The sequence below is a fragment of the Ignavigranum ruoffiae genome (assembly GCF_900110675.1).
Taxonomy (GTDB): Bacteria; Bacillota; Bacilli; order Lactobacillales; family Aerococcaceae; genus Ignavigranum; species Ignavigranum ruoffiae.
Genome location: NZ_FOEN01000017.1, coordinates 1 through 15109, shown reverse-complemented (window position 1 = coordinate 15109; position 15109 = coordinate 1). Strand labels below are relative to the sequence as shown.

Here is a 15109-nt window from a genome sequence, read left to right as displayed (position 1 = left end):
CTTCATCCCGATGGTTCCAGAAAGATATTCGGATACAATTTTCATTTTAAATTCTAAACTATATTTAGCCATACAAACACCCCCTAAAGTTGGATCATTCGGTCCAACTTTAGGGGGTCAGTACAAAGCACATTCGTCGTTTTAATTTAGTTAATTATTTTCCTTAAGTTCAAAATCTGGTAACATTTGATAATCATCATCCGTCATGGCTTCAACCTGACCCATCAGATAGCCTGAACCAACTTGGGAGAAGAAATCGTGGTTTGAGGTTTCCACAGAGATGCCATTCATTACTACCGGATTGACAGCTTCAGCTGTTCCCTCAGGAAAGAGCGGTTCAAAGCCTAGATTTTGTAATGCTTTGTTCGCATTATATTTAACAAATATTTTAACATCATCGGTCCAGCCAACTTGATCGTAAAGTGTTTCGGTATAAGCCAATTCATTCTCCATCAAATCAAAGAGCAAACTAAACATCCAATCCCTAATTTCAGCTTGTTCATCTTCTTTCAGCTGATTATAAGCAATTTGGAATTTATAACCTAGATAAGTTCCGTGTACCGATTCGTCACGAATAATTAACTTAATAATCTCTGCAACATTGGGAAGCAAGTTATTACCCAAATACCATAAAGGGGTGTAAAAGCCACTATAAAAGAGGAAAGACTCTAAGAATACAGAGGCTATCTTCTTCTGCAAGGCATTGCCTTCTTGATAAATCTGATGAATGACTTGGGCTTTATATTGTAATTGGGGATCATTATTTACCCAATCGAAAATCTCGTCAATATCGCGACTATCATTTAAAGAGATGAAAATCGTTGAATAAGATTTGGCATGAACGGATTCCATAAATAATATATTATTCAGTACGGCTTCTTCATGTTGCGTCCGCACATCATCTCGCATCACGTTGGCGCCTTCTTCAGACTGCAGTGTATCTAGGAGGGTCAAGCCGCCAAAAGCTTTGTTGACCACATCGCGTTCAGCCCAAGACAAGGAACGCCAATCGTCCAAATCATTAGATACAGGAATACGGGTATCTAACCAAAATTGGGAAGTTAACTTCTCCCAAGTAAATTTATCCAAAGCATCTTCAAGCCGATTCCAATCAATGGCCTTATAGTGTAAATATGTCATCGCTATCCTCCTAAACTAAGCACGATTCACATTGGTTAGCACCAATGATATCGCCATCTTCGGTATAAGTCCGTACATAATACAAGGATTTAATCCCTTTACTAAAGGCATAGTTACGGAGCATATTCAAATCACGGGTCGTCATCTTACTTTGTAAAGGCGACTTCCATTCATAAAGACCTTCTGGAAGCTCAGAACGCATAAACAAGGTCAAACTCATTCCTTGGTCAATATGTTTCTGGGCAGTAGCATACACATCAATAATCTTGCGCTGATCCATATCATAAGCCGAACGGTAGTATGGCAAGGTTTCATTGGATAAATAAGGCGCCGGGTAGAAAATGGCACCCACGGTCTTCTCTTGTCGGTGTTCAATCCGTTGGGTAATCGGATGTAGCGAGGCAGAAGTCTCGTTAATATAAGAAATGGATCCATTAGGGGCTACGGCCATCCGATTTCGATGGTATAAGCCGGTCGCTTGAACTTGATCCTTCAAAGCTTGCCAATCTTCAACCGTCGGCACCGGAATATCTTTCAAGATTTCTTGAACTTTAGCAGATTGAATCTCAACCTCATCTTTCAAGTAAGTGTCAAAATATGACCCATCTGCATAAGCCGATTTCTCAAAATCATGGAAGCTCTCGTCCCGTTCTTGAGCAATCCGATTAGAGGCTTGCAAGGTATAGAAGTTGATTGAGCGGAAGATTGCATCAGTCAACTCTAAAGATTCGGCAGAACCATATTCAATTTGATGAATGGCAAAGAGGGTATGCAGTCCCATCGCTCCTAAACCAATCGTATGGTATAAGCGATTCCCTTTCTGAATCGTGGGTACTTCTTCTAAGTCGGTATGATCGGTCACAGTAGTTAAAGCACGCACTGCTGTCTCAATGGATTTAGCAAAATCTGGTCCGGCTAATAAGTTCACTAAGTTAGCTGACCCTAGATTACAAGAGATATCGGTCCCAACTTGCTTATAAGATAAATCATCATTTAAACGGGAAGGTTCTTGAGGTTGGAAGATTTCTGAACAGAGATTACTCATAATAATCCGCCCGGCAACCGGATTAGCTCGGTTGACCGTATCGATATTAATAATATAAGGATAGCCTGATTCTTGTTGTAGGCGGGAGATTTCTTGTTCTAATTCGCGGGCCATGATTTTGGTTTTCTTAATTTCAGGATTATGCACCATATTCTCATATTCTGCTGTAATATCTACGTATGAGAATGGCTTACCGTAGACCCGTTCCACATCATAAGGACTGAATAAGTACATAGCCTGATTCGTCTTGATTAATTCATAATATTTATCGGGAACAACTAAACCTAAGGACAGAGTCTTTACTCGAATCTTCTCATCAGCATTCTCTTTCTTCGTAGATAAGAAACCATAAATATCAGGATGGAAGACATTCAGGTAGACCACACCTGCTCCATTACGTTGACCTAACTGATTTGAATAAGAGAAGGAGTCTTCTAATAATTTCATCACTGGAATCACACCTGAGGATGCATTCTCAATCTTCTTGATCGGGTCGCCCGCTGCTCGCAAGTTAGACAAATTCGTCCCCACGCCACCACCCATTCGTGATAATTGAAGGGCTGAATTAATGGCCCGACCAATCGATAGCATTGAGTCATCAACATCCATTAAGAAGCATGAGACCATTTCTCCTCTTCTTTTCTTACCAGCATTGAGGAAAGTTGGTGTCGCTGGCTGGTAACGTTGTTCAATCAATTCTTCTGCTAGATCCTGGGCCAACTGACGATCGCCATCGGCTAAGTACAAGGCATTAAAGGCCACCCGGTCTTCGTAGCGCTCCAGATATTTCCGTCCATCATTGGTCTTTAAGGCATACTGAGTATAGAATTTGTAAGCCCCCATGAAACTCTTGAAACGAAACTTATGGCTATAAATTTGTTTAAACAACTGTTTTACAAAATCAAAGTCAAAATCTTTGCCTTGGTTATCAGCTAATCCTGCGCTTTCTTCAGTTTGCGGATATTTTAAGAAGATATTTTTATCAATATACTCATGCTCAATCAGATAGCCAAGCTTCTCATCTAAAGAATGGAAGAATACGGTATTCATATTAATATGTTCGAGGAAATAGGCCCGTACAGCTTCCTTGTCTTTAGCAATCGGAATCTGACCATCGATGGGAATATTCAATTGGTTATTTAGTTTAAAATAGGTTTTCTCCTCAGTTTTTTTAATGGTTTGTTGTTTCACGGAATGCCTCCAATGCGTTTTTTAGTTGATCGACATCATAGTCAGAACCCTGAAATTCGAAAAGATGTAAGAGGGGGAGCTGATAGTCGCGTGCCATATCTTTGGCAGTAAAACAAAATAACTGGGCAAAGTTACGATTACCGCCGCCAAAAATTCCCTGACAATAAGATTGATTGTCGGCCGTTTGTAAGAAATCATCCACCACTTCCACAACCGGCCGCTCATAAGTTGGCACGACTAAAATGAAATCTTCAGAATTCTCGATAAATGGATTGACTGGATCAATTTCTAAGGCCGTATATTGGGGTAATTTCTCAACAAAGCGTCGGGTCTGGCCAGTTAAGGAAAAGTAGACAATTTGAGCCATTTTTATCCGACTAATGCTTGCAAGCGATCAGATTGGTAACCACTGAAAGATTCTTGCCCATCAATCACTACTACTGGTAAACTAGCATAACCCAGGTTCTTAACCTCTTTTAAAGCTTGAGCTGATTTTTGAATATCTTTCTCAATAAAAGTGATTTGGTTTTTTTCTAAGAATTTTTTGGTAAACATGCATTGGCCACAACCAGGTTTAGTATATAAAGTAATTGTTTTATTCATCATATTTCCTCCTATAACACAATATGTAGTGTTCCCAACCGGGACATACACACTATATATTGATTTCTTTCCAATTGCAAGCCATATTTTTTGTTCGTTTTTTCACTTGGCTTTAAGATAGGCCTGATTCTTAATAAAATCTTTTTATATGCCTATTAATGAAACTTATATGAGAAGTTGATGAAAAGCCTAATTTATAAGCATTCTAAGTAAAATAAAATCAAATATATGCTTGTTTAATGTGATTACCGTCTCTTTTCACTTGTGAAAGTGAGCAAGCTGCGTTGGTTTGAAAGCGTATTTGTGGTATAGTGAAGCTAATCTAACTAATAGGAGGAATTAATCAATGAAAGTTATCGTAGTTGGAACATCACACGCTGGTTACGAAGCTGTTCAAACCATTTTGAAAGACGCTCCCGATACCGAAATTCATTTATATGAACGCGGAACTACTGCTTCATTCTTATCATGTGGGATTCAAAGTTTCTTAGAGGATATCTCACCTTCATTAGATAGCTTGCACTATGCGAATGAAGAATCTTATAAAAAACAAGGCGTAAACATCCATATGAATAGTGATGTCGTTGCTGTTGATCCTGCTAAGAAAACAATCACTGTGAAAACAGAACAAGGTGAAAAAACTGAAAGCTACGACAAATTATTCTTAAGTCCTGGTGCTGTTCCAGTAGAAATTCCAGTTCCTGGTTTAGACGCTGAAGGAGTTTACTACATGCGTGGACGTGACTGGGCTGGTAAGATTAAAGAACGTATGAACACGGCTAAGAAAGCTGTCGTTGTTGGTGGCGGATATATTGGTATTGAAGTGGCTGAAGCCTTCACTAAACATGGCATCGACACAACTATTATCGACTTCCAACCTACTATTCTACCTACTTACTTAGATAAAGAATTCACTGACATCTTAATTAAGAACTGTGAAGAACATGGTATGAAATTCCACGGTGGCGAAGGTGTTAAAGAAATCGTTGCCGATAACGGTAAAGTTAGCAAAGTAGTTACCGATAAAGGTGAATACGAATGTGATACCGTTGTTATGGCTGTTGGAGTTAAACCAAATACCGCTTGGTTGAAAGATACCTTAGCAATGAACGAAAAAGGCTTCGTGGAAGTGAACGAATACTTAGAATCTTCAGAAAAAGATATTTATGTTGCTGGAGATGCTACCTTTATTCCATTTGCACCAGACCATGGCAAACGTCCAATCGCTTTAGCTTCTAACGCTCGTCGTCAAGCAGTTATTGCAGCCAAGAACTTATTACATGGCAACAAGATGGAGATGGTAGAAGTATCTGGTACTTCTGGACTAGCTCTCTTCGACTATCACTTCGCTTGTACCGGTGTTAAGGATGTGGATGCTAAGACAATCGGTAAGGAAGTTGATAGCAAGTACTATGAAGAACAAATTCTTCCAGACTTCATCCAAAATCCTGAAACCGTTCATATGAAGATCCACTTCGAAAAAGATTCTCACCGTATCGTGGGTGCTCAATTAATGTCTAAAGAACCTAGCGTGATTATGTCAATCAATGCAATTTCTGTAGCCATTTCTGCTGGCTGGACACTAGAACAATTAGCTTTAGCTGACTTCTTCTTCCAACCAGAATATGACCGCCCTTGGAACTTCTTAAACGTTCTTGCTCAACAAGCAATTGGTGAAGAATTCACCTTCGGATCAGATAAAGAAATTTTCTAATCCCTTCATCAGCTGAATCATTAAACAAAGACCTAAGCCTATGTTGTGCTTAGGTCTTTTTGCTTGCAAATCAGTAGCAGTCGACAAAGCCGGAGAATGGTGGCTCCAAACTTCTTAGAAGGAAAACGTAAAGTTTATTCTGCCAGCCAATTTTCTACACAAAAAGACGACTGAAATCCATTCAATCGTCTAATAAATACAATGAGTCGTTTAATTTGAAAGATTGACTAGACCCAGAAATTCACTCCGGTCTATTCCAACTCGCATCAAGCTGAAACAATGGTTCAATCTAGATCGTAATGTTTTTAATTAGATAATGAAATTAATATAACTTCTCAATTACCTGGAATTGGTCTTTGGCTTGTTCAATGGCTGTCTGATTGCCAATCACAACTACCGCCCGGTCAGCCAGGACTTCAGCAAACTCAGGGGCCAAGGCGCGAAGATCAGCCAAATTGGTCTGAATAATCTCCTCTTTCAAGCGCACAATATCTTCAGTCGTTCGACCGACTTGATGCATCACGAAAGCCTTAAGACCTTTGTCTGATGCTGATAAAGGTCGTTCAATTTCACTCATGGTCCCAATAATATTCTTTTCAAGTTCTTCATCACTTAAGTCTAATTGAGCGAGATAATCACTGGTGCCCTGGAAAGTCGCCAAGGTTTTGGCGATATTCGGATCCCGATAGGAAGAGAAGAACATCTCCCCTAAGACACGGAAACTATAAGAAGCTCCATAAGCCCCACCCTTAACGCGAATATTATTCCACAGATAATCGAAACGTAGTAAGGTCGATAAGACTTCAATTTGACCTGAATGTTGTAATTCAGGCTGAGCAAGGCTGGCTTGAGCGACATAATTCACATCTTGACTGGTCACAAAGGCTTCATCTTGTCGCTTTCCAGTCGGGTAATTCTGACGCGTTCCCATCGGTTGATCAGCGAAAACTAAGAAAAGGTCAGCAACTTGTTCTTTGACGGCTTGAGCCCGGTCGGCATCGCCAATATACAAGGCATTTGCTCGACTTCGCTTGAGGAGTTTGGCGAGCATGGTTTGTAACTGCTTGATCACTTGTTGACCTTGTCCGTTTTGTAATTGAGTTCGGGTGGCCTTCAAATAGTTGAAATAATCAATCCCAGTCACTTGTTCAGCCAGTTTCGTCTTAGCCGATAATTGGCCAATCGCTCGTTGGCTAGCTAGCGCATTGGCTGAGAAATTAATCCGTTGTTCGAAGTTAGAAATCAATTTCTGAACGCGTTGAAGAATCTCTTTCTCTCGATCAACTTGACTCTCTAGCATAATTTCTTTCATCAGCGCCACTAATTTAGCAAACGAAGCCCTTAAGGCCTTGCCTGACAGTACAAAATAAGGTTTGATTGTCCGGTCTAAGTCTTCAAAAATTTGAATCGCCGCTGAAATTCCGCCAGTATTTAGGTCTATTTGGGTCAATAATTCAGCAGCTGTAAGCTGACGAGTCGGCAATTTACCTAGGAGACTGGCTAATAACTTCAAGCTACTATAGTCTTCCATTGGTATATCAGAAATATCAAGATACAAATCTAAATAGTCAATACCCGAAGTGAACTGCTCAGAAAAATAAAAGAGATTAGCTGATGTTGAATCTTCATCCGCCCATAAGTCTTCAATCACTAAAGGCAAGTCTTCGGTTTCCGTCTCTAAGTCAGCCTTACTTAAGCGAGGAATCTTCGCTAAATCTTCTTTCGAATCGGCTTGTTCTTGACGAGCTAATAAACTTTGGGTCTGATCCACCAATGAGGTAATTTCCTCGGTGGATAGGCTGGCTTTATACTCTTGCAATTGCTTTAATTTTTGCGCTTCAAGGCGATCGTTTTTCCCAGCTTCTCCACTTAAGACCAATTCAATCTTTTGTGGATTGGCTAAGAGTTTATATTGAATCAATTTCTCGAAATATTTTTGCTCGGCCAAATGCTCTAATTTGGTCAGATATTTAGAGAATTCCAACAAGCCATAAGGCTTTTCATTATAGAGCCAGGACAGATAGGCAGCCATCGCATAGATGACTCCGCGCGGATTTGATTCTGAAATGGCCATTTCCTTCAATTGGAAATTAATCTTGTTCAAGGAAGCCTTAATCAGTTGTGGATCAATTCCGTCTTCAACCAATTGACTTAGCTTGGTCTCAACCAGCTCTCTGAAGCGATCCATTTGCTCAGCTTGGCTATATTTGACAATAATATTAAATAAGCGTGGAAAGCCCATTTCGTCATATTCAGCCAGGACATCGCCACCAATATTGGCTTCGAGCAGGGCTTTCTTTAATGGCGCTTCATTATTGCCAAAGAGAATATCAGCCAGCACGGTCAAACCATATCCATCTAAAACTTCATCTGGACTGGCTACATACCAAGACATGGCTAGGTAATCTTTATCTCGTGGATTGTCACCTTCAGCCAACGAATAGGTCGACCGAATCGGCTCTTTAATCTTCTCGCCCTGCGGAACAACCGTTAAACCAACGACGGTCTCCTCTTTAGAATATTGGTCAAAATATTCAGCCAGACTAGCTAAAGCCCAGTCAATATCTAGATCACCATATAAAACCGTATAAGAATTACTTGGCTGGTAATATTGCTTATGGAAAGCAACAAAATCTGCTTGATTCAGACTGGTAATCGCGCTAGGATCGCCGCCGGAATCCCATTGGTAGAGACTATCTTTTAATAAGTGCGCAGAAATTTGCTTATAAAGTTGGCGTTCTGGAGAAGCATTCGCCCCTTTCATCTCGTTGTAGACGACCCCCTTATAGGTTAAGTCATCTTCGGCATGTTCCAAATGATAATGCCAACCTTCTTGGGCTAGAATCTGAGGATTCTCACGCAATTTGGGTTTAAAGACAGCATCCAGATAAACCGACATCAAATTCTTAAAATCTTGGTCATTGGTTGAAGCCACCGGGTATATGGTCTTATCTGCAAAAGTCATCGCATTGACAAACGTATTTAAAGAACCCTTAATCAGTTCCACAAAAGGTTCTTTGGAAGGGAACTTCTCTGAACCATTTAAGACTGAATGTTCAATAATATGGGTAATCCCATTATCACTGCTCGGTGGGGTCTTAAAACCGATGGTAAAAGCTTTATTTTGATCATCGTTCTTCAGATAAAGGACTTTTGCCCCCGTTACTTCATGTTCATATAGGATAGCCAGCGATTGAATATCTGGCAATGCATGTTCTTCAATCTTTCGAAAAGACATCTAAATTCCTCCAATTATCTTTTACAATCTTTGCTTAGGAATCAGATCCAAACTTGGTATTAAGCTTGAATCACTTCATGAATCAAGGTCGGTGTTGGGCAAATTTGATCTTGAATGGTTACCGCGGCTAAGACTTTATCGCGCAATTGATCAACATCAGCAGTCTGGCTATGTAAGACTAATAAGGGCTCGCCGGCTTGAACAGCATCGCCGATCTTCTTCTCAATAACTAGGCCTACGCTTGGATCAATCTGATCCTCCGTGCGTTGACGGCCTGCTCCAAATAAAGCAGCCACTTCGCCGATTGCTTGAGCCTGCCAATGGGCCACATAACCCGACTTCGGTGCTAAGACTGGAATCTGATAGGCTGCTTGGCTTAATCGTTCAGGATGGTCAACGACCTCACTATCGCCGTCTTGGGCTTCAATGAACTCTTTGAATTTCGCTAAAGCTTGACCATTTTGAATTTGTTGGCGTAATGCTGCTTGGGCTTGGTCTAAATCAGTATAGGCATCGGCCGCTACTAGCATCTGGCCGCCCAGAAGCAGACATAATTCTTCCAAATCTTTAGGTCCTTGGCCTCTTAAAGTAGCAATGGCTTCTTTTATTTCCAAAGCATTGCCGACCGCACAACCCAAGGGTTGATTCATGTCAGATATTACGGCTAAGGTCTTGCGCCCCACTTGTTGACCAATCTGAACCATCTGGTGGGCTAAGGCTTCTGCCTGCTCCACTGTCTTCATAAAGGCACCTTCGCCGACCTTGACATCCAGTACAATGGCATCGGCACCGGCCGCAATTTTCTTACTCATAATCGAAGCCGCAATCAAAGGAATCGACTGAACCGTGGCCGTCACATCACGTAAGGCATACATCTTCTTATCGGCTGGGGTCAGGTTCCCCGTCTGACCGACCACAGCAATTTGATGGCGGTTGACTTGATCGATAAAGTCATCAATCGGAACCTCCACATTAAAGCCAGGAATCGACTCCAGCTTGTCTAGGGTACCGCCGGTGTGACCCAAGCCTCGACCACTCATCTTAGCCACGGGAATTCCTAAACTAGCCACTAAGGGCGCCAGGATAATCGTCGTCGTATCACCCACGCCACCGGTCGAATGTTTATCTACTTTCTTGCCATGGATGGCCGATAAATCAATCATATCGCCTGAATGAGCCATGGCCATGGTCAGATAACTGGCTTCTTCTTCTGTCATCCCCTGAAAATATACCGCCATCATCCAGGCTGACATTTGATAATCAGGAATCTTATCCTGCGTATAATCTTCAATCAATTGATCGATTTCTTCTTGACTTAAGGCCTTACCAGCCTGTTTCTTCTGTATTAATTCAACCATGTTCATCAGCGGTTCCTCTTTTCTTATTATTGGATGATGGTAGGTCGTTCGATAGTTTCATAGCCACCTTGCTGGTCACCCACCAAGATAATATTCGGATAGTTAATAAAGAGACCGTGTTCAACCACACCTACCATGTTCTTTAACTCAAAGGCGACTTGTTCCGGATGTTCAATTTTTCCCAGATGAAGGTCAATAATATAATTGCCTGAATCCGTAATAAATAAAGAATCGACGCCCTTCTTGCGAAAACTCGGCTGCATGCCTGCCTTATCAAAAGTATGGAACAACTTCCAAGCACCGAATTGTACCACTTCAACGGGTAGCGGGAAGGCCCCTAAATAGTCCACCCGCTTAGCTTGATCGACAATCCAAATAATCTTCCGGCTATATTGAGCAACAATCTTCTCCAATAATAGCGCTCCCCCTCCGCCTTTGATCCCTGAGAAGGAATCCAATGTTTCATCAGCTCCATCGACCAAGACGTCAATATGATTAACTTCATCCAGAGTGACTGTAGGCAAGCCTAAAGACTGGGCTTGTTGTTCCGTCTGAGTCGATGTGGAAACACAACGAATCTGATTGATCTGACCTGAAGCATAACGCTTACCTAGTTCATCCACGAAATAATAGGCAGTGGAACCTGTTCCCAAGCCTACCACCATTCCACTTTCTATATAAGCGACTGCTTTGCGGCCAACGGTTTCTTTTGCGACTGACATGCCCTACCTCCTATAAATATTATTCACTATCGCTCGCGCCAAGCTCATTTAGCTTTAATAAAGATATGCTTAGTATATCATATTTTAGGCGGACAGATTATAATATGATATACTAAAACAAAGATAATGATGAAGGAGAATCCCATGAAACAACGTGTTACCATCCAATGTCCAGTCTGCCAACATGAACAAGAAAAAGAAATATGGACAAAAATCGATGCCCAAGTTGATCCAGAAGCTAAAGCCTCACTCTTGGCCGGGGAAATCTTTAACTTTGAATGTGAACAATGTGGCGCTCGACGTCAAATTGATTCTGATTTCTTATATCTGGACCATGAAAAACACTTTATTGTCAGCTTGATTCCTAATTTAGAAGAACGTAAAGAAGCGATGGAAGAAATCCTGGGCCAATTTATGCGTCAATCTAGTCAAGATCTGACCAACTATACTTTGCGGGTCGTCCGTGATGCTCCTTCCTTAGTCGAGAAAGTTTCAATTTTAGACCAAGGTCTGAACGATATTGTGATTGAAATCGTGAAATTATTGACCGATGGCATCTTTGCCAAAGAACGACCAGAAGACTCGGTGAAAGCCCGTTACTTCTATCTTCATCATGGTGAACGCAAACTTCTTTATATTACCGATACTGATAGTCTGATTGTCGATTTCCATCAGTCCTTGTTGGACTTTGCTGAAGATAAATACAAGAAAGCCATCAATGAAGACACTCAAGGTCATTTTATCGTGGTCGATCATCACTGGGCAGCCAATCTATTAGAAAAGAAACCAGGGCAAGCTGTTAAAGAATACGCTGATCAACAACAAGAGAAACCTTTGACTAAGCACCAACAACAGCGGATCGCCAAGAAACTTAAACGCCGAAAATAATCTGGCTCAACCAAGCTTAGATTCGCCACCATTACAAGAAGAACCCCCGTCCTACTGAGTTAGTCAGTATAACGGGGGTTATTAAATATCAGCTATGGAATTTTCCTTGAGTGGCTAGCAAAAGGATTTTCATGAGACATGGTGTGGGTGATCAACCTGCTTGTCAGAGTTAGAAAGTGACTGTTCTTTAATTAAATAATGGGGACGGTGCTTACTTTCCAAATACATCTTAGCGATATACTTACCAATAATCCCTAAGGATAAGAGTTGCAGACCGCCCATGCCAATCACTAGGACCGCAAGCGAAGGCCAACCCGGTGTAGGGTCACCAAATAATAAGGTTCGGATAACAATCACCAAGCCAATAATTAGTGCAATGATAAAACTGACAAAACCAATAAAAGAAGCCAGGGTTAAGGGACGATCCGAAAAAGAAATAATGCCATCAATCGCATAATCAACCAGATTGATAAAAGACCAAGAACTCTCTCCAGCTAGCCGGGGGGCATGAGGATATGGCACATAGGCTGTATCAAAACCAACCCAGGAGAACAAGCCCTTAGAGAAGCGATTCCGCTCCGGCAAACAGCGGACAGCTTCCACCACTTGACGATTCATCAAGCGATAGTCACGTGCTCCCTCAACTAACTTAACCTGAGCAATTCGATTATATAACTTATAAAACTGGGTAGCGAAGAAAGAACGAATCCGCGGCTCTCCTTCCCGGTTCGAACGGATAGCGGCCACGACATCATGTCCTTCCTCCTTGACAAGTCGGAACATCTCCACTAATAAATGAGGAGGATCCTGTAAATCAACGTCCATAATAGCCACCCACTCCCCTTCTGCATGGTCAAGACCGGCTAAAATGGCCGCCTCTTTACCAAAATTCCGCGAGAAAGAAAGATAATTCACCCGTTCAGGATATTGCTTGACTAAATCTTTCAACTTAACGAGGGTATCATCCGCTGATCCATCATTCACAAAGAGAATTTCGAGGAAAACATCGGGCAGAGATGCTTGCGTATGAAAAATTTCTTGAATAAAAGCATCCAAAGATGACGCTTCGTTATAACAAGGTACTATAATGCTAATTACATTTGCTTTCATAAATTATGGCCTCCTAGAACCCTAAACTTTCATCAGACCAAGGGTTAGCAACCTTGATAATAACCTAAACAATAGCAAGATGGCTGATGAAATTCAAGTATTTTTTTGTGAATATATTAGGATTCTAGGCCTTCAATCCGATAACGAATTTCGCCAGCTTGGCCCTGATCTTGGTTAGTTACCTGCATGGCAATGATCCATTCCCCCGGTAGAATCTTGCCGGGCTGACTGGCCGGACTCGATTGGTCCACTTGTTCATGAATACAATAGCCTTGCCGGGAACCGAGATTCTCTAATTCCAAACGCAGATTATATTGACTATCATAGATAAATGCACACTGAACCTGATGATGTTCACATTGAAAGTTTACCCGCAAACCTAACAAATCTGCTGGCACATTAAATCGTTCGATAATAAAGTCCTTAGTCCGGTGGTGATTGGCTTTAATATTGAATTGATTCTGCTGAATTAACATGGGCCTCTCCTTATCCGTTCTCTTTACCAACTTAAGTGTATCAAACCATTATTAATTGATTACTTAATTTATGTAAATTTAATGTAAATCTTTGATAAAGATTATAGGCTGCCATTACTTTACAATTGGTTATTTAATTAAAGATAGTTTTCCACCAGTTTCCATAGTTTTAGATGAAATAACTAATGATTTGCCCTTATCAAACAGAAAAAACTCATTCCACTTCGGAACGAGAGTTATTAAGATATATTTGACTACTATTCATTTGGACTTATTTTTCTGAAAATTATAAACCCTTGACATTAAACCGTTTAAATTAAACAATATATTTGTAAGATTGAGAAAGAGCTCAACTATAAAAGAAAGGGGGTTGGGAATGTGAGCGATCAAAAATCGCTTTTAATTCTATTCTTATCATAAGGAGGAAATCAGATGGCAGATATAGCTAATTTAGATACTATAAAATGGTTATTTAACAATAAATCCGGATATAAAATTGCTAAGGATACAGGGATCGCTCAATCTACGATTTCACGTTTCCAAACTGGAGAAACCAAGTTAGAAAATATGCGTTTTTCTCACGCGATAAAATTAACAAACTATGCCGAAAACATAAAAAAAGAGCACAACCTATAAAAAAGGCTGTGCTTCCATTTTTATGCAACAATCATTTTGCCAAAAGTCTTAGGAGTGATTGGCAAATTCATCAAATCAATTAATTTATTAATCATGGGTTCACGACCAGTCTCTTCGGCAGTCACTTGTTCTAAAATGGGAGAAGAGCCGGTGGCTTCTAATAAAGCAATATTTTCTAATATTAACTCAGTGATAAAAATTAGTGCCAGCCGATAATTCACAAAGAAGGACCCTAAAATTTTTAGAGATGATCTTTTATCCTTTTCCAAATGGATAACTTTTATGTGGAGCTCTAGCAATAAAAATGGTAGGAGAAGGTAACTGATAATGTTATTGAATTTAATTCCATTTTTCTTAAAAAAGGAATACGTTTCAATGGATAGAGACAAAAACCACAGAATGACTAGCAATAAAATAAATCCTATAATCATCTTCTTTTATCTCCCCTCTTTCTAGATTTCTTTACGATGAAATCAATCTGTTTTTGTTTGTAATAATCTTTTCTCTGTTGATATTCTTGAATATATGCTTGGTTATTTTCTCTTACTTTTCTTTTTGCAATTTCAGCAATTAAATCATCATTTTTCTCTTTAGAGTACCCAAATACAATAAAAACTAATACAAAAGATATTGCCGATATAATAACACAAATCCACTTAAAACCACTAACAATAATTGTTTCGTAATTAAATAAAAACTTACTTTCGAAATAAAAGAAATATATACTAATAATATGAGAAACTTTGAAAATAATTTCATTGTAAATTTCAAGTATAAGTTAGCCACCTCGGGTAACTAGCTATGTAACATTAATCCTCTTTGCCAGTGACGGCTTGACAATGAGCTGAGGCATGGTAGTTTGGTTCACTAATGGGTCATTGACCGCCTTACCAAGAAAACCATGCCGAAGGAGGCTCGTTGTCAAGCGGGCACGTGTGCGCGAGCTTGTCTTTCTTTATAGAAACAGCGTATGAAAACCTCATAAGGG

The 15109-nt window shown here is 40.3% G+C and carries 13 protein-coding genes; 3 read left to right on the top strand and 10 right to left on the bottom strand.

Translation table 11 applies throughout. The features are described from left to right. Positions 1-150 precede the first annotated feature (150 nt). From nrdF to BMX34_RS08975, 4 genes are read right to left on the bottom strand one after another with little or no spacing between them, the layout of a single operon-like run. Complete coding sequence (gene nrdF, locus BMX34_RS08990) at positions 151-1140, bottom strand: class 1b ribonucleoside-diphosphate reductase subunit beta (RefSeq protein ID WP_092572692.1); 990 nt, start codon at positions 1138-1140, stop codon at positions 151-153. Positions 1141-1150: 10 nt separating this feature from the next. Beyond that, positions 1151-3376 carry a class 1b ribonucleoside-diphosphate reductase subunit alpha gene (gene nrdE / locus BMX34_RS08985; RefSeq protein WP_234971717.1) on the bottom strand — a complete coding sequence of 742 codons (2226 nt, stop codon included), beginning with the start codon at positions 3374-3376 and terminating at the stop codon, positions 1151-1153. Then, complete coding sequence (gene nrdI / locus BMX34_RS08980) at positions 3357-3743, bottom strand: class Ib ribonucleoside-diphosphate reductase assembly flavoprotein NrdI (protein ID WP_092572691.1); 387 nt, start codon at positions 3741-3743, stop codon at positions 3357-3359. The genes nrdE and nrdI overlap by 20 nt, the downstream gene beginning before the upstream one ends. Positions 3744-3745: 2 nt before the next feature. Next, positions 3746-3979, bottom strand: coding sequence for a glutaredoxin family protein (locus BMX34_RS08975; protein WP_234971716.1), 234 nt, complete (start codon positions 3977-3979; stop codon positions 3746-3748). A gap of 346 nt (positions 3980-4325) precedes the next feature. On the opposite strand from BMX34_RS08975, the gene BMX34_RS08970 reads away from it, so the two are divergent. Further along, positions 4326-5693 (top strand): FAD-dependent oxidoreductase, encoded by a 1368-nt coding sequence (locus tag BMX34_RS08970; protein ID WP_092572689.1) that lies wholly within the window; start codon positions 4326-4328, stop codon positions 5691-5693. A gap of 322 nt (positions 5694-6015) precedes the next feature. Here the strand turns inward: BMX34_RS08970 and BMX34_RS08965 are convergent, their stop codons facing one another. Genes BMX34_RS08965 through rpiA form a run of 3 tightly spaced genes read right to left on the bottom strand, consistent with a single transcriptional unit; the run spans position 6016 to position 11011 of the window. Further along, entirely contained in the window at positions 6016-8931 is a 2916-nt protein-coding gene (locus BMX34_RS08965) for an insulinase family protein (RefSeq protein WP_092572688.1), read from the bottom strand. Between the two features lie 59 nt (positions 8932-8990). Then, positions 8991-10295, bottom strand: a complete 1305-nt coding sequence (locus BMX34_RS08960) for a pyrimidine-nucleoside phosphorylase (RefSeq protein ID WP_092572687.1) — start codon at positions 10293-10295, stop codon at positions 8991-8993. 20 nt (positions 10296-10315) lie between these two features. Continuing rightward, the gene (rpiA, locus tag BMX34_RS08955; protein WP_092572686.1) at positions 10316-11011 is read right to left on the bottom strand and encodes a ribose-5-phosphate isomerase RpiA; all 696 of its coding nucleotides are present in this window, start codon (positions 11009-11011) and stop codon (positions 10316-10318) included. A gap of 144 nt (positions 11012-11155) precedes the next feature. Between rpiA and BMX34_RS08950 the strand changes: the two genes are divergently transcribed. Then, positions 11156-11899 (top strand): CpXC domain-containing protein, encoded by a 744-nt coding sequence (locus BMX34_RS08950; RefSeq protein ID WP_159428915.1) that lies wholly within the window; start codon positions 11156-11158, stop codon positions 11897-11899. A gap of 129 nt (positions 11900-12028) precedes the next feature. On the opposite strand, the gene BMX34_RS08945 is transcribed toward BMX34_RS08950, so the two are convergent. Together BMX34_RS08945 and BMX34_RS08940 are read right to left on the bottom strand one after the other, a co-directional pair. Then, the gene (locus tag BMX34_RS08945) at positions 12029-13009 is read right to left on the bottom strand and encodes a glycosyltransferase (protein ID WP_092572684.1); all 981 of its coding nucleotides are present in this window, start codon (positions 13007-13009) and stop codon (positions 12029-12031) included. A 116-nt stretch (positions 13010-13125) separates the two neighbouring features. Next, the gene (locus tag BMX34_RS08940; protein WP_092572683.1) at positions 13126-13485 is read right to left on the bottom strand and encodes a hypothetical protein; all 360 of its coding nucleotides are present in this window, start codon (positions 13483-13485) and stop codon (positions 13126-13128) included. 432 nt (positions 13486-13917) lie between these two features. Here BMX34_RS08940 and BMX34_RS08935 point away from each other — a divergent pair, with 432 nt between their 5' ends. Then, the gene (locus BMX34_RS08935; RefSeq protein WP_092572682.1) at positions 13918-14121 is read left to right on the top strand and encodes a hypothetical protein; all 204 of its coding nucleotides are present in this window, start codon (positions 13918-13920) and stop codon (positions 14119-14121) included. Between the two features lie 20 nt (positions 14122-14141). Here the strand turns inward: BMX34_RS08935 and BMX34_RS08930 are convergent, their stop codons facing one another. Next, on the bottom strand, positions 14142-14552 hold the full coding sequence (locus BMX34_RS08930; RefSeq protein WP_092572681.1) for a hypothetical protein: 411 nt from the start codon (positions 14550-14552) through the stop codon (positions 14142-14144). Positions 14553-15109: the final 557 nt, after the last annotated feature.